Source organism: Nocardioides pollutisoli (genome assembly GCF_040045055.1).
Classification (GTDB): Bacteria; Actinomycetota; Actinomycetes; order Propionibacteriales; family Nocardioidaceae; genus Nocardioides; species Nocardioides tweenelious.
The window spans coordinates 3,441,228-3,461,012 of sequence record NZ_JBDZDU010000001.1; the positions used below are offsets into that span (position 1 = coordinate 3,441,228).

Genomic DNA, 19,785 nt, shown 5'->3' on the forward strand with positions numbered 1-19,785 from the left:
CCGGCGCGTCACTCGTTGCGGAACGGCACGTAGTCGCGGCACGGCTCGTTGCGCAGGCTCGGGCAGGCCGGCGCGGGGGAGTCGATGCTGAGGCCCGGCACGACGGGCAGCACCAGGCGCGACGGATGCTTGCGCGACGACACGACATGGACGGTCGAGGTGCCCTTCTCGGGGCGTGAGTGCGCGAAGGACCAGATCGGCTGCTCGCCGCCGGGCGCCGAGATCGTGACCCGGATCCGGGAGCCCGCGCGGTAGGCGTGGCCCTGGAAGTAGAGGGGGATCACGACCTTGGTGTAGTGGTCGCTCGGCATCGGCCGGGCGTCGCTCGCGCGCAGGGTCGGGATCGGCTCGAGCAGGGTCGGCCGCTGCTTCATGAAGTTGTCGGACGTCGTCGCGAGCTTCCGCTCGCTGCCGCGCATCCAGCCGCTCTGGACGAAGGTCTCGTGGCCGTCGCGGACCTCGCTCACCGTGGCCTGGAAGTCCAGGTCGGGCGTCGACGAGCGCACCCAGAGCTGCACCGCTCCGGCTCCGACCGTCGTCACGTCCTTGGCCAGCGGGGCGGACACGTAGGAGACGGCACTGCCGGCCTTGCGCTGCTTCCAGTCCCAGCTCCACTGGGAGGCGTTGCCCCACAGCCCGCCGGTGGCGGTGCCGGTCCCGGTGTCCACGGTGTAGTCGGTGCCGGACATGCGGCTCGGGTCGGAGCGGTAGCGGTCGACGTGCTGCTTCGCGGGAGCCTTGCTGTGCAGGGCGCTCCCGGCGCCGAGGTACCACGACTCGGCCTTCGTGCCCGGCACGGGCAGCGAGGAGAAGGAGTGCTCGTAGCCCGGGTAGGGATCGCCGGCCTGGTTGGTGCCGAGAGGACCGGACCCGGCGCCGTTGTCGAAGAGCACCCGCACCTGCTTGAGCTGCTCGAACGCCGACTTGGCTCCGGCGTACGTCGGCTGCAGCTGGATCGGGTCGCTCGGCAGCGTGAGCGGGTCGCTGGTGCCCATCGCCTCCTGGTAGATCAGGGGAGCGGCCGCCTTGACGATGGCGGAGTTGAGAGCGGGAGCCTGGTCGGCGACGTACAGCTCGAGGAAGTCGTACCACCGGTTGAGGGTCTCGGGATCGATCGAGTCGATGTGGGCGCCGTTGGTGAAGGTGAACCACTTCTTCTTGGTGCCGGTGAAGTGCCGCACGAGCGCCGGGCAGTGGCCGCCGGTCTGCTCGTCCTCGAACTGGCACGCCATGAAGGTCGGCACGTCGATCTTGTGCACGAAGGACACCGGGTCGAGGGGGTCGGCGACCTTCGGGCGGTAGTGCGCGTTGGCACGGATCTTGCCCATCAGCGACGCAGCTTCACCGTGCATCACCTGGTTGGCCTGGCACGTGGTGTCGCCGTCGGCGACCCGCTGCTCGGCGTACGGCTGGGTGCCCTTGGCGCCGGTGCCGGCCGGCTGTGCCTCCTGCTGGCGCTCCTTGGCCCACTCGACGGCGAACCCCGTGTTGAGGTTGCCGCCCGGGTAGAGCGTGGTCGCGGTGGCGTCGAGCACCGACAGCGGCGAGATGGCCGCGAGGTGCGGGGGTCGGGTCTGCGCGGTGAAGAGCTGGCTGATCCCGCCGTACGAGATGCCCATCATGCCGACCTTGCCGCCCTTGACCCAGGACTGCCGGGCGACGGTTTCGACGATGTCGTAGCCGTCGATCGACTGCAGCGGCTCGAAGAAGTCGAACGCCCCACCCGAGCAGCCCGTGCCGCGCATCTGGATGTCGACCACCGCGAAGCCCATGATGTTGGCGATCGCCGCGATGCCGTTCGTCGGGCTGTCCGGGTTTGCGTAGCCGTAGCCGGAGTACTCGATCAGCGTCGGGTACGGCGGTGTGTAGTCCGCGCCGACCGGCAGCGGGATCGCCGCCCCGCCGATCCCGGCCGGCTTGGTCGGCGCGTGCACCGTGTAGGCCAGCTTCGTCCCGTCGCGCGTCGTCAGGTAGCCGTAGCCGTCCGACGGCATCGTCTGGTCGTAGATGCTCTTGTTCCACTGCTTCGGGCTGTTGCTGTGCACGGTCACCGGACCCGACGTGTGGCCGTCCGCGCGCACCCGGTAGCCGCCACCCGGCTTCACGTTGCGGAAGAGCGCCCCGCCCAACGAGTCGGCCCGCTGCTTCTTCACGACGTCCCCATGAGAGTCGAGCAGGCTGACCTGTGCACCCTTCGACACCCCCACGGCGTACACCTGCCGCGCGCTGCCGTGCGCACTGAACCCGCCGGCCGCCAGCGCCGCCGGTGGCCCGGTCACCGTGGCCATACCGACCAGCACGAGCGAGACGACGGAGACGACGGCGGCGAGGACGCGGGTTCTGAGGGCAGGCACGGGACGTCAACGAGCCTGGAGTGGGGGAGGTCACGACGTCTCACCGCCGGAGCTAGCGAACGCTGACCGTCCGGATGACGTTGCGTCCGCGCTGAGTCGGGAGCGGTAGCGCGCGGGGTTGAGCGCGAGGAGTGCAGTGAGTTTGAGGCCGGTTGCGGCGACCTGGGTCCGACCTTTTCAGTCTTCGACCGGCTCCAGTTCTTTGCCCGGCACCCGTATCCAGCGAACGCCAGCAACGTCGCGGAACGACCAGCCGAGCGAAATGGTCGGGGCAAAGCCGCCCTCTGTCGGCTCGGGTGGTGGGTCCTTCTCGAGCACCGCAATCATCTGCTCCACGAGCTCGGGGGTCACGATGTTCTCGATTTCGACCTCCCCGCGAGCAACGCGGCCCTGCTCAGGGTGAGCTCGTGCGAGCCGTACGAAGCCATCACTCTCGCGATCGGGGATGTAGACGTCGATCGCCACGTTGAACACGGGGAGCGATGAGGCGTTTCCAATGGTGACGGGGATGGTCTCGGGAAACATCGGACCGGGTGCCTGGGTGATGACGTTGGGGCCGTGCGCTGGCATCTCGACGGTGACCAGCGGTCCACGCCACATCGGGCGCGAGGTGGGCCACACCGCGACCTGTGCCGCCTGCTGTCGCAGGTTCTCCTCGTCTCGCTTCCGGTCTCGATCCCGTTCGAGCCGGTAACTGCGGCTGGTCTGAATCGCGGCGTACGTCGCGGCCAACAGTGCGGAGAGCGTTGCGACCGCAGCGAGCCAGTCAGCAAGGGAACCGGGCTTAGCGTCTAGCCACCACCCGATGGCTAGTGCGAGACCAAGGAGGCCCAGGCCGACGAGGGCGAGCCCGATGATCAGGTGCCGATCGCCGTCCTGCTTGTTCACGGCGTCGCGCCGCTGGTCGGGCCCCCGCGGTCAACGGGGTCGTCGTCGAGCGCGCCCATGTACTTGAACGCGTACCAGCCTTCGTCCCAACGTCCAGTCAGCCCATAGACTTGCCAGTCGGAGGTCTCTGCCTCCTCGCCGCCGATGCAGACCGTGAGGCGCATTCCGCGCATGGGGAGGCCTGGGGTGCACTCGATGTCGATTTCGTTTCCGTCGAGCGGGCCGCCGTCTGCGTTACCGCGCCACCACGATCGCTTGCTCGGCCCGATGTCTATGTCGATGACGTCATTTCCCATGCCTCGATGGTGATGGGCTGCGTCGTTGTGCCGGGCGCGACACGCCAGAACGCGGGGGTGGCCTGACCTGGCGTGGGGCGGTTCTAAGGTGCGGCCATGGCTACCAGCCGAGGTCCGCAACCTGAGCGCATCCTCGCTAAGGCTGCGACGGTCGAGAATCTGATCACGTGGGTCATCGCGGCTTCGATCTGCCGTGACCAGCGTGGTTTCAGCCTGTTCATGCGGTACGCGGCGGACCGGATCCCGATCGCCGAGAAGATCAAGCTGGTGGGCGAGGTCGTTTCCTCCTTGCCCGACCCGACTGTGGTCTACGACGGCTTCCTCGACGACTTGAGGTTTATCAATCAGGTTCGAGTCAGGGTCGCCCACGCGGTTGTGCTCCCGAAGAATCATCCGCTCGGCCAGCACTACATCACTTTCCGCAAGGGAAAGCCCGAGCACATCACCAACGACGAGATGCGTGCGCAGGTTGCAGATGCGCTGAAGCGGGTGACGCAGGTCGGCCGTGCGCTTCGCGTAATCCAGTCGGAAGCCCCGTTGCCGTTCCCTCCGCCATCGGTTGCGCCGCTGAAGGCGACCAGCACGAAGTAGCGACTCCGTGGGGCTCCCAACTGCCGCTGGGGTCTCCCCAGCCTTCGTGTCCCACGCTGGTCCCACGGATGTCCCACGTATGCCGAAAAACGGCCCCAAACGCTGCGATGCTCCCGGAGGCGCTTTCGCAGGCCAGAGGCCGTTTTCCGGCACAGTTCAGCAGGTCGGCGGCCCGCCCGGATCAGATGTCGTAGTAGAGCTCGAACTCGTGCGGGTGCGGGCGCATCTGCACGGGCAGGATCTCGTTCTGGCGCTTGTACTCGATCCAGGTCTCGATCAGGTCGGGCGTGAAGACGTTGCCGGCCGTCAGGAACTCGTGGTCCGACTCGAGCGAGTCGAGCACGGCGTTCAGCGAGGTCGGGACCTGGTCGATGTCGGCCATCTCGTCCGGCGGGAGCTCGTAGATGTCCTTGTCGATCGGGGCCGAGGGCTCGATCTTGTTCTTGATGCCGTCGAGGCCGGCCAGCAGCAGCGCCGAGAAGGCGAGGTAGGGGTTGGCCGACGGGTCGGGGCAGCGGAACTCGATGCGCTTGGCCTTCGGGTTGGAGCCCGTGATCGGGATCCGGACGCAGGCCGAGCGGTTGCGCTGCGAGTAGACCAGCGAGATCGGGGCCTCGAAGCCGGGGACCAGGCGGTGGTAGGAGTTCACCGTCGGGTTGGTGAAGGCCAGCAGCGACGGGGCGTGCTTCAGGATGCCGCCGATGTAGTAGCGGGCCATGTCGGAGAGCCCGCCATAGCCGGTCTCGTCGTAGAAGAGGGGCGAGCCGTCGTTCCAGATCGACTGGTGCACGTGCATGCCCGAGCCGTTGTCACCGAAGATCGGCTTCGGCATGAAGGTCGCGGTCTTGCCGTTGCGCCAGGCCGTGTTCTTGATGATGTACTTGAACTTCATCACGTCGTCGGCCGCCTTGAGCAGCTCGTCGAAGCGGTAGTTGATCTCGGCCTGGCCGGCGGTGCCCACCTCGTGGTGGGCGCGCTCGACCTGGAGGCCCGACTTCTCGAGCTCGATGACCATCTCGTCGCGGAGCTCGCCGAAGTGGTCGGTCGGGGCGACCGGGAAGTAGCCACCCTTGTACTTCACCTTGTAGCCGCGGTTGTCGTTCTCGAACGAGTCACCGGTGTTCCAGGCGCCGGCCGACGAGTTGATCTCGTAGTAGCCGGCGTTCTGCTTGGTCTCGAAGCGCACGTTGTCGAAGACGTAGAACTCGGCCTCCGGCGCGAAGTACGCCGTGTCGCCGATGCCGGTCGTCGAGAGGTAGGCCATCGCCTTGCGGGCGATGTTGCGCGGGTCGCGGGAGTAGGCCTCACCGGTCAGCGGGTCGTGGATGAAGAAGTTGACGACCAGCGTCTTCGCGCTGCGGAAGGGGTCGATGTACGCCGTGGTCGGGTCCGGGAACAGCGACATGTCGGACTCGTGGATGGCCTGGAAGCCGCGGATCGAGGAGCCGTCGAAGTTCAGGCCGTCGTCGAAGACCGACTGGTCGAACGACGACACCGGGACCGTGAAGTGCTGCATGACGCCGGGCAGGTCGCAGAAGCGGACGTCGACCATCTCGACGCCTTCGTCCTTGACGTACTTGAGCAGCTCGTCGCTGTTCTGGAACATTCGTCCTCCTTGGCTGCGCGAGACCGCGCCAGCCCACATTCTGAGCGAGTGGAGGCCCGGTGCGGCGCTGCGCCGGACCAGCCCGAAACTACGTACGGGCCGTTTCTGGACCGTATCGGCTTTGTTTCTCCGATGTAACAGGTGTCCCGCCAGCGGACCTCCCACGCACGCGTCCTAGGCTGGCGCGGTGAGTGGATTCGCGGGGGACACCGGCTGGGAGACCGCCTCGTGGGGGCGGCGCGTCATCGCCCTGCTGGTCGACTGGTTCGCCTGCCTGCTGGTGGTGAGCATCTTCTACCCCGTGTTCGGTACGACGGGGGGCCCGGGCAGCTTCTACACGCTCGCCGTCTTCGTCCTGGAGTCCGCGATCCTCACCAGCACGGTCGGCGGCTCCTTCGGCAAGATGGCCACCCGCCTGCGCGTGGTCCGGGTGGCCGACGGCGGACGGATCGACCTGCTGCCCTCGCTCGCCCGGGCGATCCTGGTCGCGCTCGTCATCCCGCCCCTGGTCTTCCGCCCCGACCGGCGCGGCCTGCACGACATCGCGGCCGGTTCGGCGACCGTCACCCTTCAGGTCGCGACTCAACGCTCGTAGCAGCGCAATGGCCCCACCGGGTGGGTGTGAGGCAACCACCCCCGGGACATGCTGGGGACACCATCGATCTCGGAAAGGCACTCCCGTGACCACCTTGAACATCCGCCGCTCGCTCGCCGCCGCCGCACTCTCCTCGCTGGCGATGACCGGGCTCGTCGCCTGCGGTGACTCGGGCAGCGACACGGCTGCAGACCCCGCCGGCGCCTCGAGCTCGACCCCCAGCAGCAGCCCGAGCGAGACCGCGTCCGACGTCCAGGCGGGCGACTCCGTCACGCCGGCCGACTTCACCGCCCTCATGGCCTCGGGCTTCGAGAACATCACGACCGCCCACGTCACCCTCGAGAGCAAGGCCGGCATGACCGGCGGGATGACGGGGGAGGGCGACGTCGACTACACGGGCGACAGCCCGGCCACGTCGATGACGCTCAGCTCCGACAGCCTCGGCGGCGACCTCAAGGCCGTGCTGGTCGACGGGGTGATGTACATGAACCTCGGCCAGCTCAGTGACGACAAGTTCTGGAAGCTCGACCTCAACGCCAAGGACAGCCCCTTCGGCGCCCTCGGCTCCCAGCTCGACCCGAAGTCGTCGATGGACCTCCTCGAGAAGGGCCTCGACTCCGTCACGTACGTCGGGCAGGAGGACGTCGACGGGCAGTCGCTCGACCACTACAAGGCGACCGTCGACCCGGCGTCGCTGCTGAAGGAGCTCGGCTCCACCGGGGCGGGCGGTGCCGCGGGCCTGCCGAAGAGCTTCGCCTACGACATCTGGCTCGACGACCAGCACCGGCTCACCAAGCTGACCCTCGACATGGGCTCGATCGGCTCGACGACCACCGAGCTCTCCGACTGGGACAAGGACGTCTCGATCGAGGCGCCGCCGGCCGACCAGGTCACGAAGATGCCCGACATGCCGGGCATGACCGACTCGGGCGGGTCCGCCTCGGGCGTGTGAGCCGAGGCGGGTGGCATGCGGGGCCTAGCGGCCCCGCATGTTCTGCCGCATGCCCTTCATGCTGGTCGGCACCGGGCCCTTCGGCATCGGGACGGCAGACCGGTTGGCGTCGAGCGCCTTGAGCCGGTTGAGGATGTCGGTCATCTCCGCGGGCTTGACCTTGCGGCCGAGCTTCTGGACGTGGCGGACCAGCTTGGGCAGCGGCACCTGACCCGCGTCGTTGCCGCACAGCACCTCGTGGATCGGCACGTCGGCGACGACGCGCTCGTGCTTGCGGCGCTCGCCCGACATCAGCTGGCGCAGCCGGTTGGGGTTGCCCTCGCCGACCAGCACGATGCCGGGGGGTCCGACGACCCGGTGGACGACGTCCTGCTGCTTGGTGAAGGCGATCACCGGGTCGGTCTTCCACTGGCGGCCGCGGAGCATCCGCAGCGCAGCGGCGGCCGAGCCGATCTGGCCCTCCATCTGCGTGTACGCCGCCTTCTGCGCGCGACGGCCGAAGACGATCATCGTCAGCAGCGTGCCGACCAGCAACCCGCCGACGACGGCGATGATGGTGCCGATCGGGCCGGAGCCCGGCAGCACCCAGAAGACCGTGAAGCCGACGCCGGCAGCGAGCACGAACGTGCCGAGCAGCCACAGGGGCAGCAGGGGATCGGACTTGCGGGCCATCCGGAAGGTCTCGACGAACTGGCTCCGGCGACTCATCTCGGCCGGGTCGACGGGCTTGGGGTCCTTCGCCATCTTCTGTGCTGCCTCGTTCGTTCTCGGTGGTTCGCTGGTGGGGGTCAGACGGTCGCGTCCGCGCGCGCGTCCATCGCCTGACGGTACAACCGACCGGCGCGGTAGGACGAACGCACGAGCGGACCGGAGAGTACCCCGGAGAAGCCGATCTCCTCGGCCTCGGCGGCCATCTCGACGAACTCCTCGGGCTTCACCCAGCGCTCGACGGGGTGGTGCCGCGCGGAGGGGCGGAGGTACTGCGTGATCGTGATCAGCTCGCAGCCGGCCGCGTGCAGGTCGACGAGCGCCTGGTGGATCTCCTCGCGGGTCTCACCCATGCCCAGGATCAGGTTGGACTTGGTCACCAGGCCGAAGTCGCGGGCCTGGGTGATCACGTCGAGGGAGCGCTCGTAGCGGAACGCCGGGCGGATCCGCTTGAAGATCCGCGGCACCGTCTCGACGTTGTGCGCGAGCACCTCGGGCCGCGACTCGAAGACCTCGCGCAGCAGGTCGGGCTTGCCGTTGAAGTCGGGGATCAGGTTCTCGACCCCGGTGCCGGGGTTGAGCTCGTGGATGGCGCGCACGGTCTCGGCGTACAGCCAGGCGCCGCCGTCCTCGAGGTCGTCGCGCGCGACGCCGGTGATGGTCGCGTAGCGCAGCTCCATCTTCTGGACCGACTCGGCGACCCGGCGCGGCTCGTCGCGGTCGAGCGGCTGCGGCTTGCCGGTGTCGATCTGGCAGAAGTCGCACCGGCGGGTGCACTGGTCACCGCCGATGAGGAAGGTCGCCTCGCGGTCCTCCCAGCACTCGAAGATGTTGGGACAACCAGCCTCCTGGCACACCGTGTGGAGTCCCTCGGACTTCACCAGGCTCTGGAGGTGCTGGTATTCGGGGCCCATCTTGGCCCGGGTCTTGATCCACTCCGGCTTGCGCTCGATCGGGGTCTCCGCGTTGCGCACTTCGAGTCGGAGCAGCTTGCGTCCTTCTGGGGCGGGAGCTTGCGTCACGTGGCCCAACTGTACGCCGGTCGCCCAGCGCGGATCAGGGCACGTCTCGCCGCCGGAACGACACCACCGACACGGCTCCCACGAGCACCAGCGCGATGCCCCAGTAGCCGGCCGCAGGGGCGAGGTCGAGGTGCCGCTCGCCGCTGCAGTCGACGCCCTCCGGCGGCGCCCCGTTGAAGCACGACTGGGGCGGGTCGACGTAATAGGTCGCGCCGTTCTCGACCACGGCCGACAGGTTGACCTGCGGCTGCCACCGCTCGCCGATCCCGAGCGCGGCGATCACGATGCCGCCGGCCAGTGCGACCGCGAGGAGCACGCCGAGGGTGGCGACCGTGCTGCGGAAGAGCATCGTCATCGCGTAGCCACCGAGGGCGGCGCACGCGGCGAAGGCAGCACCCCGCCAGCCGAGCTGGAGGCAGTCGAGGAGCTCGGCGTGGCTCGCCGGCAGGCCGCGGGAGTCGGCGACGGCCCAGAGCGCCAGCCAGTACGCCGAGAACACGATCGCGCCGAGCACGGCCGAGACCCCGGTGACCACGATCGCCTTCGCCGCCCAGATCCGGCCGCGCCGTGGCTCGAAGAGCAGCTGGTTGCTCATCGAGCCGGTGTTCCAGTCGTGGCCGACGAAGGTGGTGCCGACCAGGAGCAGCAGCGCCGCGAGGATCGTCGCGACGCCGAGCCCGGTGTTCTCGTGGCGCTGTTCCTGGAGGCTGAGCGGCTGGCGGCCGACGTACCAGCCGACGATCTGGGCCTGGCAGCCGTCGGCGTCCTCGAGGCCGTAGCGGTGCGGCTTCTTCTCGCAGCGGGCGATCTCGCTGGCGTTGTCGCGGGCGACGCCGGCGATCTCGGCGTCGGAGACCTGCCGGGTGTTCCAGAGGGTCACGGCCGCGACGACCGCCGGGATGACGACGGCGGCGATCAGCAGGAGCATGACTGCTCGGCGCCAGCGCAGGCGGGTCAGCTCGACCCGGACGAGTCGCAACATCACTGACCACCGCCCATCTGGTCGCCGGCGGTCAGCTGGAGGAAGACGCTCTCGAGGTCGGCCCGCACGGGAGTCAGCTCGGTGAGCCAGATGCCGGCGGCGCCGAGCGCCTGGGTGACGTCGGCCGGCCGGTCGGTCTCGACGAGCAGGTCGTGCTCGGCGACCGTGAAGCCGGCGTCGGTCAGCACGCGGCGTACGGCGTCGGGGTCGGCCGCCGCCACACGGTAGGACGTGCTCGTGCCGATCAGGTCGTCGACCCGCCCGGAGGCGAGCATCCGGCCGTTGCCGATGATCGTGGCGGACGTGCAGACCTGCTGGACCTCCGCGAGGATGTGCGAGCTGAGCAGCACCGTCACGCCGGACTCGCCGAGGTCGCGGATCGTGTCGCGGATCTCGCGGATGCCGGCAGGGTCGAGCCCGTTGGTCGGCTCGTCGAGGATCAGCAGGTCGGGCTCCTTGAGCAGCGTGGCCGCGATCGCGAGCCGCTGCTTCATGCCGAGCGAGTAGGACTTGTAGCGGTCCTTGTCGCGGTCGGTCAGGCCCACGGTCTCGACCGCCGCGGCGACGCGCGTGGTGGGTACGCCGATGGAGCGGGCCAGCAGCGTGAGGTTCTGCCGCCCGCTGAAGCTGGGCGAGAACTTCGGGCTTTCGACCACGGCGCCGATCCGGTCGATCACCGACGGCAGCTGGTGGGGGACGGGTTGGCCGAAGAGCCGCATCGTCCCCTCGCTGGCGCGGGCGAGGCCGAGCAGCATCCGGATCGTGGTGGTCTTGCCGGAGCCGTTCGGCCCGAGGAAGCCGTGCACCCCGCCGGCCGGGACCGCGAGGTCCAGTCCGTCGACGGCGACCCGCACCCCCCGTCTGGTGCGGAACTCCTTGCGCAAGCTGGCGGTCTCGATCACGAGATCGGTCATGCACGTCCTCCCCGGGTCGGTACGTGTCTGACGACCCAAGCACCCAAAAGGTTGGGGGCTCGGCAGAACTCGCCCGGGATCAGGGATAGATCAGGGTCGACTCGGGGTGAGCAGCTCGATCCGGGGGCGCTTCGCCGGGTCGGGCCGCGCGTCGTAGTCCGGCGTGGCGTCGTACGGCGCCCAGGCGAGGTAGTCGCTCAGGTGGCGTTCGACAGTCGGGATGACCTCGGCGACCCTCACGTCGCGGCCGAGCTCGCGGCTCAGGGAGGTGACGCCGGCGTCGGCGATGCTGCAGGGCACGAACCGGTCGAACCAGCCGAGGTCGACGTCGCAGTTGAGCGAGAAGCCGTGCATCGTGACGCCGCGGCTGACGCGGATGCCGAGCGCGGCGATCTTGCGCTCCGGGCCGCGGTCGTCGGCGCGCAGCCAGACGCCGCTGCGGCCGGGCACGCGGGCGGTCGTGACGCCGAGGTCGGCGCAGACCTGGATCAGGGCCTCCTCGACGCGGCGCACGTAGTCGACGACCAGGACGTGCTCGGGCAGCGCGACGATCGGGTAGCCCACCAGCTGGCCGGGGCCGTGGAAGGTGATCGTGCCGCCGCGGTCGACGTCGATCACGGGCGCGCCCGCCGGGTCGGCCGGCCGGTCCTCCGGCTGCGTGCGCTTGCCGGCGGTGAAGACCGCGGGGTGCTCGAGCAGGAGCACCGTGTCGGGCTGGTCGCCGTCGGCGACGCGCTGGTGCACCTCGCGCTGGAGGTCCCACGCGGCGAGGTAGTCGACGGTCCCGACGTGCTCGTACTTCACGCGGTCGAGCGTACGCCGGGCCTGTGGACAACCGCCGACGTGCCCGCCCCGGCGGGTAGGAGGCTCCTGTGCCGATCCGCCTCCTGCTCGTCGCCGCGACCGTGACCGCCGTCGTGGTCGGCGCTGCGCTCCTGCTCCTGCCTAGCCGCGCGCAGGCGCCGCACCGCACCGACGTGGCGGCCGTCGCGCTGCTGCGCGCGTGGGACGACCGGCGGGCCGAGGCCTGGGCGAGCGGCGAGCCGAGCCGGCTGCGGGAGCTCTACGGCACCGGGTCGGCCGCGGGTCGCGCGGACCGGGCGATGCTGCGGGCGTGGTCGGCGCGCGGGCTGCGGGTCGAGGACCTGGAGATGCAGCTGGTCGCGGTGCGGGTGCGGGTCTGGACCGCCGACCGGGTGGTGCTCGTCGTGACCGACCGGCTGGCGAGAGGGGTCGCGGTCGGGGGCGGCGTACGGCGTCCGCTGCCGGAGGACCATGTCTCGACCCGCGTCGTCGCGCTGGCGCGGGTGGCGGGGGAGTGGCGGGTCGACGCGGTCAGCCCAGTGAGCTGATCCCGGTGCGCACGACCTCGTGGACGGTGCGGTCCGCGAACTCGAAGCCCGACTCCTCGAGCACGGTCGGCCGCAGGTTGATCGAGCCGAGCACCTCGGGCGCCATCGGGCCCGCGCCGGCCTTGATCGCGAACGACGGCGCCACCAGGAAGGCCTTGCGGTCGACCGCGCGGGCGAGCGCGTCGGTGAACTCGCCGTTCGTCGGGGTCTCCGGGCAGCAGAGGTTGACCGGTCCGGAGACCGAGTCGTGCTCGGCGAGGTGCACGGCGGCGCCGACCCAGTCGCGCAGCGAGATCATCGCCATCCGCTGGCGGCCGTCGCCGAGGCGGGTCGCCAGCCCGAGCTTGGTGAGCAGGGTCAGCTGCTTCAGCGGGGCGGACCGGCGGTCCATGACCGGAGCGGTCCGCAGGAAGCAGACCCGGGCGCCCGCGTCGACGGCCGGCTGCGCGGCGTCCTGCCAGTCCCGGGTGACCTCGGTGAGCAGGCTGTCGCCGGAGCTCCCCGACTGCTCGGTGACGACCTCCTGGCCGTGGTCGCCGTACCACGCGATGGCGTTGCCCGCGAGGTACGCCGGCGTGCGCTCGCTGTCGGCGATCGCCTGGGCCAGCACGCGGGTGGTCGTCACCCGGCTCTCGCGCAGCTCGCGCGCCCAGCGCTTCGAGTGCGGGTTGCCGATCGTGGGCGTGCCCGCGAGGTTGACGACGACGTCGGCGCGCGCGATGACGTCGCGGTCGTAGACCCCGGCGTACGGGTCCCAGGTCGACTCGTCGGGCGCGGACGTCGGCCGCCTGGTCAGCGCCACGACGGCGTGGCCTCGGGCGGTGAGCTGCGTCGTGAGATGGCTGCCGAGGAACCCGGACGCACCAGCCATCACGATCTGGAGACCTGTCATGTCCCCACACAACCACGCCACGCCAACCCGTGTCGTAGGCGCGTGGTCGTTGACCCACGGCCCAGATGGAGGACCATCAGTGCATGGTTCCGGGCCCAGGCGACGCAGCAAGCGTCGGTTCGCCGTCAGACTGGATCCTCCAGGCGGCCCCGGACGGGCTCTGGGTGCTCGACGACGCGGGCATCACGACGTGGGCCAACCGGCGGCTCGCCGACCTGCTCGGGCTCGCCGAGGACGAGGTCGTGGGATTCCCGGCCGTCGAGGCGCTCGACGAGGACGGGCGCACGCAGTTCCTGGCTCACCTCGAGCGGTTGCGGACCGCGAGGGAGGCCGGTGCAGACCTCGAGTGCTTGCTGGTCCGACGCGACGGCAGCCAGTTCTGGGCGTTGGTCAGCCACGCCCCGATCGTCGACGGCGCCGGCGAGCACCGCGGCTGGCTGCACCGGGTCCGTGACCACAGCGAGCAGCGGGCCGAGCTCCTGGCGCTCGAGCGCCGCGAGCGCGAGCTCGCGGAGGCGCAGTCGATCTCGCACATCGGCAGCTGGGAGCGGCTGATGTCCGAAGACGTCCTGCACTGGTCCGACGAGCTCTACGAGGTCCTCGGGGTCGATCCCGGGTCGATCCCGCCGACCGTCGAGTCCTTTGCGGGTCTGCTCCACCCGGACGACCGCCAGGCGGTGCGCACGGCGTACGTCGAGATGGTCGCGGCCGGCAAGCCGGTCGACGTGGACGCGCGCCTCGACCGTCCGGTCGGCGAACCGACCCGGTGGGTGCGGATCCAGGGTCGGGTGGCCTTCGACGACGACGGAGAGCTCGTCCGGCTCAGCGGCACGGTGCAGGACGTCACCGAGACCAAGGAGGCCGAGCAGGGGCTCGCCTTCCTGAGCGCGATGGCCGGTGCCGCCAACGAGGCCCGCACGCTCCAGGACGCGCTGCTCGCGTCCGACACGATCGTGCGTCCCTACACCCAGTGGCCGGCGATCGTCGTGTCCGCGCCGGACCGCGACAACGACGGGGCGCTGGTCCACTTCGACGCCGGTTGGCGCGAGTACGCCGAGCCCGAGCTCGCCTTCGCCCGGCGGCTGGCCGAGGAGGTCGCTGCCGACCACCTCACCGTCCAGCGGCTCCGCGACGACGGCATCTACGTCGTCGCTGGCCCGGCCCTGGTCGGCGACCGGCTCGCCTGCGTGATCGTCTCGGACACGAGGTCCGCCATGCCGCCCCGCGCGTACGAGCTCGCGATCTTCCACCAGATGCTCAACCTGCTCGCGAGCGTCGCCGAGCGCGAGGAGGCCGACCGCGAGCTGGCGACGGCCCGCGACGAGGCGCTCGCGGCGTCCCGGGCGAAGTCGGACTTCCTCGCCACGATGAGCCACGAGATCCGCACTCCGCTCAACGGCGTGATCGGGCTCAGCGAGCTGCTCAACCGCACGGAGCTCTCGCCCCACCAGCGGCGGCTCTCCCAGGGCGTCGACCAGGCGGGCCGGTCGCTGCTCTCCCTGGTCAACGACATCCTCGACCTCTCGAAGGTCGAGGCTGGGCGCCTCGACCTGGAGGAGATCGAGTTCGACCCGCGGACCATCGTGGAGCAGAGCGTCAGCCTGGTCTCCGAGCGCGCGGTCGCGAAGGACCTCGAGCTGCTCGTCTCGAGCGTCGACAACCTCCCGCCGATGGTCACCGGCGACCCCGTGCGCTTCGGCCAGGTCGTCACCAACCTGCTCTCCAACGCCGTCAAGTTCACCCAGGCCGGCGAGGTCGTCGTCCGGGCGAGCGGGGCCGGGTCGACCGTGCGGATCGAGGTCAGCGACACCGGGATCGGGATCACCCCCGACGTCCAGCGCCGGCTGTTCTCGGCCTTCACGCAGGGCGACAGCTCGACCACGCGCGAGTACGGCGGCACCGGGCTCGGCCTGGCGATCAGCAAGAGGATCGTCGAGGCGATGGGCGGCACGATCGGCGTGAGGAGCGAGGAGGGCAGCGGCAGCACGTTCTGGTTCACGGTGCCGTTCGGGACCGCCACCGGACCGCAACCGCAGACGGCCCGGCGGGACTCGGTCGCAGGGCTCCGGGTGCTGGTCGTCGACGACAACGCCACCAACCGCTTCATCCTCGACGAGCAGCTCACCGCCTGGTCGGTCGACGTGACGACCGTCGAGTCGGCGTACGACGCCCTGATCGAGCTCGACGCCTCGGTGCGCCACGGTCACCGCTACGACGTCGCACTGCTCGACTACATGATGCCGACGACCGACGGCGAGGAGCTGGCTCGCCTGATCCGCGCCGAGTCGCGCCACCGCGGCACCCGGCTGGCCCTGCTGTCCTCCGGGCTGGAGCCGAGCCCGGAGTGGCTCGAGGCCGCCGGGATCGACGGGTTCATCGCCAAGCCGGTGCTCGCCTCGTCGCTGCTCGACGAGCTCGCCGTGCTGGGTGGTCGGTACGCCGACGAGGACCCGGCCTCGACGGTGGTCGACGCGCCGCCGACCGGGGAGATCCGCGGCCGCCTGCTCGTCGTCGAGGACAACGCGGTCAACCAGCTGGTCGCGACCGGCATCCTGCGCGGGCTGGGGTTCGACCTCGTCCTGGCGGAGAACGGCGCGGTGGCGATCGCCATGCTCGCCGACGAGCCCGAGGGGTTCGACGCGGTCCTGATGGATTGCCAGATGCCCGTCATGGACGGCTTCGACGCGACCCGCGCGATCCGGGCGATGGGTGGCTCACCCGCCACGGTCCCGATCATCGCGATGACGGCGTCCGCGACCGCCGACGAGCGGCAACGCTGCCGCGACGCCGGGATGGACGACTTCGTGTCCAAGCCGGTCGTGCCGGCGGTGCTGGAGTCGACGCTCGACCGGTGGCTGCCGTCGGGTCGCAGCGCACCGACGGCGTCGGCGGACGCTGCGGCTCCCGTCTCGGCCTCGGAGAAGCGGCTGCGCGAGCTGGTCGAGGACGGCTTCGACGCGGAGCTGGTGCTGAAGATCATCGGGCGGTTCGGCGACGGCGCGGACCGCACGCTGGCCGAGCTGCGGGACGCCGTCACGGCCGGAGACGCGCCGGTCGCCGCCGAGCGCGCTCACCGTCTGCGGGGGAGTGCCCTCAACGTCGGCCTGGTCGACCTCGCCGTGCTCTGCCAGAAGATCGAAGAGCGCGCCCGGGTCGGGGAGCTCCCCGACCCGGACGCGCTCGCGTCGCTGGGTGTCGCCGTCACCGCCGCCGTCGCCGAGCTCGACCGAGCCCGCGCCTGGCTGGAGTGATGGTTGCCGTGCCCGCTCACCGGGTTTCGAGACACCCGGTGGGCAGCCCCTCACTTCGTTCGGGACTGCCCCAGGCCCTCAACCTCTTCGCGCAGCGTCCCCGCTCCTTCGTCGCGGTGACGGCGCTCAGACCTCGAACTGACCAGCCTCCAGGCGCTGCTTGACCTCCGCGAGGAACCGACCTGCGTCGGCACCGTCGACCAGCTGGTGGTCGTAGGTCAGCGCGAGATAGACCATGTGGCGCACGGCGATCGTCTCGCCCAGGTTGGGGTCGTCGATCACGACAGCGCGCTTGACGATCGTGCCCGGGCCGAGGATCGCGACCTGCGGCTTGTTGATGATCGGGGTGTCCCACAACGCGCCGACGCTGCCCAGGTTGGTGATCGTGAAGGTGCCGCCCGAGAGCTCGTCCGGACCGATCTTGTTGGTGCGGGTGCGCTGCGCGACGTCGGCGATCTTCTTGGCCAGGCCCGCGATCGAGAGGTCGCCCGCGTCCTTGACGACCGGCGTCAGCAGGCCGCGCTCGGTGTCGACGGCGAAGGCGACGTTCTCCCGGTCGTAGTAGGTGACCTCGCCGGCCTCGGTGTCGATCGTGGCGTTGAGCGACGGGTGCTGCTTGAGCGAGTCGATCGCCGCCTTCGCGAAGAACGGCAGGTAGGACAGCTTCACGCCCTCGCGGGCCAGGAAGTCGTCCTTCACCGACGCGCGGAGCCGGGCGATGTTGGTCATGTCGACCTCGACCACCTGGGTGAGCTGGGCGCTGGTCTGCAGCGACTCCACCATCCGCGACGCGATGATCTTGCGCAGCCGCGACATCTTCTCCGTGGTCCCGCGCAGCGGCGACGGGGTGATCGGCACGGGTCCCGCGCCACCCGAGGCGGCCGGAGCGGCCGCCGCCGGGGCAGCCGCAGCGGGCTGCTGCTGGGCCTTGGCGGCGTCGAGGACGTCCTGCTTGCGGATCCGACCACCGACGCCGGTGCCGGTCACGCCGGCCAGGTCGACGCCGTGCTGGGCGGCCATCTTGCGGACCAGGGGAGTGACGTAGCCGGGACCGTCGCCACCACCGACCGGCTCGGCCGGGGCTGCGGGAGCCGGGGCGGGCTCGGGCTTCTTCTCCTCGGCCTTCGGGGCGGGCTCGGGGTCCTTGGCGGGCTCGGGCTCCGGCTCGGGCTCCGGCTCGGGCTCCGGCTCGGGCTCGGGCTCCGGCTCGGGCTCCGGCTCGGGCTCCGGCTCGGGGGCCTTCTCCTCGGCCTTCGGCGCGGGCGCGGCGTCGGCGGAGCCGATCACGGCCAGCTCGGCGCCGACCTCGACGGTCTCGTCCTCCTCGGCCTTGATCTCGAGCAGGGTGCCGGCCACCGGGGACGGGATCTCGGTGTCGACCTTGTCGGTGGAGACCTCGAGCAGGGGCTCGTCGACGGCGACCTCGTCGCCGACGGACTTCAGCCAGCGGGTGACGGTGCCCTCGGTCACCGACTCGCCGAGCGCGGGCAGCGTGACCGACGTACCGGACCCACCGGACGGCTTCGTTTCGGCGACAGGCTTCTCGACCTCCTCGCCAGCAGGGGAGGGCTCCTCGACGGCCTCGGGCTCGGTGGCCTTCTCCTCCTCCGGCTCAGGCTCGGGCTCCGGCTCGGGCTCCGGCTCAGCGGCCGCCTCGGACCCACCGGACGACTCGCCGCTCGACTCACCCTCGTCACCGATCACCGCGAGGATCGCGCCGACCTCGACGGTGTCGTCCTCCTGCGCCTTGATCTCGAGCAGGGTGCCGGCCACCGGGGACGGGATCTCGGTGTCGACCTTGTCGGTGGAGACCTCCAGCAACGGCTCGTCGACCGCCACCGAGTCGCCGACCTGCTTGAGCCAGCGGGTGACGGTGCCTTCGGTGACGGACTCGCCGAGTGCCGGCAGGGTGACTTCGGTGGCCATGGACTTCCTTCGCTTCGGATCTGCTGTGTCTGCTGAGTGTCTGGTTACTGGATATCAGGAGTGCGCGTGCAGTGGCTTCCCGGCGAGCGCCAGGTGCGCCTCGCCGAGAGCCTCGTTCTGGGTCGGGTGGGCGTGCACCAAGGGAGCGACGTCCTCCGGGTGGCCCTCCCAGTTGTAGATCAGCTGGGCCTCGCCGATGAGCTCGCCGACGCGGTCGCCGACCATGTGGACGCCGACCACCGGGCCGTCCTTGCGACGGACCAGCTTGACGAAGCCCTGGGTCTTGAGGATCTGGCTCTTGCCGTTGCCGCCGAGGTCGTAGGTGAGCGTCTCGATGCCGTCGGCGCCGTAGACCTCCGTGGCCTTGGCCTCGTCGAGCCCGACCGAGGCCAGCTCGGGGTGGGAGTAGGTCACGCGGGGGATGCCGGCCTCGTCGATCGGCTGCGGGGCCAGCCCGGCGATGTCCTCGGCGACGAAGATGCCCTGCTGGAAGCCGCGGTGGGCGAGCTGGAGACCCGGGACGATGTCGCCGACGGCGTAGACGCCCTCGAGGTTGGTGCGCAGGCGCTCGTCGGTGAGGACGAACCCGCGGTCCATCGTGACGCCCTGCTCGTCGTAGCCGAGCCCGTCGGTCGTCGGGCCGCGACCGACGGCGACGAGCAGCAGCTCGGCCTCGATGATGTCGCCGCCCTCGACGGTGACCGCGACGCCGGTGTCGGTGTGCTTGACGCTCTGGAAGGGCGTGGCGGTGCGGAAGGTGATCTTGCGCTTGCGGAAGGCGCGCTCGAGAGCCTTGGACGACGCCTCGTCCTCGGCCGCCATCAGCCGCGGGAGCGCCTCGACGATCGTCACCTCGGCGCCGAAGCTGCGCCACACGCTGGCGAACTCGCAGCCGATGACGCCGCCGCCGAGCACCACGACCGACGCGGGCACCCGGTCGAGCTTGAGCGCCTGCTCCGAGGTGATCACCCGCTCGCCGTCGATCTCGAGGCCGGGCAGCGTGCGGGAGTAGGAGCCCGAGGCGAGGACGACGTGCTTGCCGGCGTACGTCGTGTCGCCGACCGTGACCTGCTTCGGCCCGGTCAGTCGGCCGCTGCCCTCGATCACGGTGATGCCGCGGCTCTTGATCAGGCCGGTGAGGCCCTTGAAGAGCCGGCTGACGACCCCGTCCTTGTAGGCGTTGACGCCGGCCATGTCGATGCCGTCGAGGCTCGCCCGCACCCCGAAGGTCTCGGACTCACGCGTCTGGTCGGCGATCTCCGCCGCGTGCAGCAACGCCTTGGTCGGGATGCACCCGACGTGGAGGCAGGTGCCGCCGAGCGGGCCCTTCTCGACCAGCCCGACCGTCAGGCCCAGCTGGGCGGCGCGGAGCGCACAGGCGTAACCGCCAGATCCAGCACCGAGGATGAGTACGTCGAAGTCGGTGTCGGCCACGCGACCATCTTTGCACTTCTCC

Annotated in this window: 16 protein-coding genes and 1 pseudogene; 5 read left to right on the forward strand and 12 right to left on the reverse strand. The window is 70.3% G+C overall.

All coding sequences use genetic code 11. From position 1 onward, the window contains the following. Positions 1-8: 8 nt before the first annotated feature. The 3 genes from ABLE68_RS16920 to ABLE68_RS16930 all read right to left on the reverse strand — a co-directional run bounded on the left by ABLE68_RS16920 (position 9) and on the right by ABLE68_RS16930 (position 3,538). Positions 9-2,354, reverse strand: coding sequence for a CocE/NonD family hydrolase (locus tag ABLE68_RS16920; protein WP_348872926.1), 2,346 nt, complete (start codon positions 2,352-2,354; stop codon positions 9-11). A 177-nt stretch (positions 2,355-2,531) separates the two neighbouring features. Then, complete coding sequence (locus ABLE68_RS16925; protein WP_348872927.1) at positions 2,532-3,242, reverse strand: hypothetical protein; 711 nt, start codon at positions 3,240-3,242, stop codon at positions 2,532-2,534. Then, the gene (locus ABLE68_RS16930) at positions 3,239-3,538 is read right to left on the reverse strand and encodes a hypothetical protein (RefSeq protein ID WP_348872929.1); all 300 of its coding nucleotides are present in this window, start codon (positions 3,536-3,538) and stop codon (positions 3,239-3,241) included. Before ABLE68_RS16930 ends, ABLE68_RS16925 begins: the two co-directional genes overlap by 4 nt. Positions 3,539-3,634: 96 nt before the next feature. Between ABLE68_RS16930 and ABLE68_RS16935 the strand changes: the two genes are divergently transcribed. After that, on the forward strand, positions 3,635-4,129 hold the full coding sequence (locus tag ABLE68_RS16935; RefSeq protein WP_348872930.1) for a hypothetical protein: 495 nt from the start codon (positions 3,635-3,637) through the stop codon (positions 4,127-4,129). Positions 4,130-4,310: 181 nt separating this feature from the next. Here the strand turns inward: ABLE68_RS16935 and glnA are convergent, their stop codons facing one another. Beyond that, positions 4,311-5,735, reverse strand: coding sequence for a type I glutamate--ammonia ligase (gene glnA, locus ABLE68_RS16940; protein WP_348872931.1), 1,425 nt, complete (start codon positions 5,733-5,735; stop codon positions 4,311-4,313). Positions 5,736-5,922: 187 nt separating this feature from the next. On the opposite strand from glnA, the gene ABLE68_RS16945 reads away from it, so the two are divergent. Both ABLE68_RS16945 and ABLE68_RS16950 read left to right on the forward strand, forming a co-directional pair. Beyond that, positions 5,923-6,330: an RDD family protein gene (locus tag ABLE68_RS16945; protein ID WP_348872933.1), complete on the forward strand. Its 408-nt coding sequence runs from the start codon at positions 5,923-5,925 to the stop codon at positions 6,328-6,330. An 85-nt stretch (positions 6,331-6,415) separates the two neighbouring features. Further along, complete coding sequence (locus ABLE68_RS16950) at positions 6,416-7,282, forward strand: SCO4651 family lipoprotein (RefSeq protein ID WP_348872934.1); 867 nt, start codon at positions 6,416-6,418, stop codon at positions 7,280-7,282. A 24-nt stretch (positions 7,283-7,306) separates the two neighbouring features. Here the strand turns inward: ABLE68_RS16950 and ABLE68_RS16955 are convergent, their stop codons facing one another. The 5 genes and pseudogenes from ABLE68_RS16955 to lipB all read right to left on the reverse strand — a co-directional run. Then, entirely contained in the window at positions 7,307-8,026 is a 720-nt protein-coding gene (locus ABLE68_RS16955; protein WP_348872936.1) for a DUF4191 domain-containing protein, read from the reverse strand. A 44-nt stretch (positions 8,027-8,070) separates the two neighbouring features. Next, positions 8,071-9,012: a lipoyl synthase gene (lipA, locus tag ABLE68_RS16960; protein ID WP_348872937.1), complete on the reverse strand. Its 942-nt coding sequence runs from the start codon at positions 9,010-9,012 to the stop codon at positions 8,071-8,073. A gap of 34 nt (positions 9,013-9,046) precedes the next feature. Beyond that, a complete protein-coding gene (locus tag ABLE68_RS16965; protein ID WP_348872938.1) occupies positions 9,047-9,994 on the reverse strand; it encodes a hypothetical protein in 948 nt (315 codons plus the stop codon). Next, positions 9,994-10,908, reverse strand: a complete 915-nt coding sequence (locus ABLE68_RS16970) for an ATP-binding cassette domain-containing protein (protein ID WP_348872940.1) — start codon at positions 10,906-10,908, stop codon at positions 9,994-9,996. The genes ABLE68_RS16965 and ABLE68_RS16970 overlap by 1 nt, the downstream gene beginning before the upstream one ends. A 90-nt stretch (positions 10,909-10,998) precedes the next feature. After that, a pseudogene (lipB, locus tag ABLE68_RS16975) lies at positions 10,999-11,721 on the reverse strand (lipoyl(octanoyl) transferase LipB); the annotation flags it as partial. Positions 11,722-11,780: 59 nt separating this feature from the next. Here lipB and ABLE68_RS16980 point away from each other — a divergent pair. Next, on the forward strand, positions 11,781-12,260 hold the full coding sequence (locus ABLE68_RS16980; protein ID WP_348872941.1) for a hypothetical protein: 480 nt from the start codon (positions 11,781-11,783) through the stop codon (positions 12,258-12,260). Here ABLE68_RS16980 and ABLE68_RS16985 read toward each other — a convergent pair. Further along, a complete protein-coding gene (locus ABLE68_RS16985) occupies positions 12,244-13,152 on the reverse strand; it encodes a TIGR01777 family oxidoreductase (RefSeq protein WP_348872942.1) in 909 nt (302 codons plus the stop codon). The genes ABLE68_RS16980 and ABLE68_RS16985 overlap by 17 nt on opposite strands. Positions 13,153-13,235: 83 nt before the next feature. On the opposite strand from ABLE68_RS16985, the gene ABLE68_RS16990 reads away from it, so the two are divergent. Further along, positions 13,236-16,403, forward strand: a complete 3,168-nt coding sequence (locus tag ABLE68_RS16990; protein WP_348872943.1) for a response regulator — start codon at positions 13,236-13,238, stop codon at positions 16,401-16,403. Between the two features lie 126 nt (positions 16,404-16,529). Here ABLE68_RS16990 and sucB read toward each other — a convergent pair whose 3' ends face one another. Both sucB and lpdA read right to left on the reverse strand, forming a co-directional pair. Further along, entirely contained in the window at positions 16,530-18,329 is a 1,800-nt protein-coding gene (gene sucB / locus ABLE68_RS16995; protein WP_348872944.1) for a 2-oxoglutarate dehydrogenase, E2 component, dihydrolipoamide succinyltransferase, read from the reverse strand. 54 nt (positions 18,330-18,383) lie between these two features. After that, positions 18,384-19,763: a dihydrolipoyl dehydrogenase gene (lpdA, locus tag ABLE68_RS17000; protein ID WP_348872945.1), complete on the reverse strand. Its 1,380-nt coding sequence runs from the start codon at positions 19,761-19,763 to the stop codon at positions 18,384-18,386. Between the last annotated feature and the right edge of the window lie 22 nt (positions 19,764-19,785).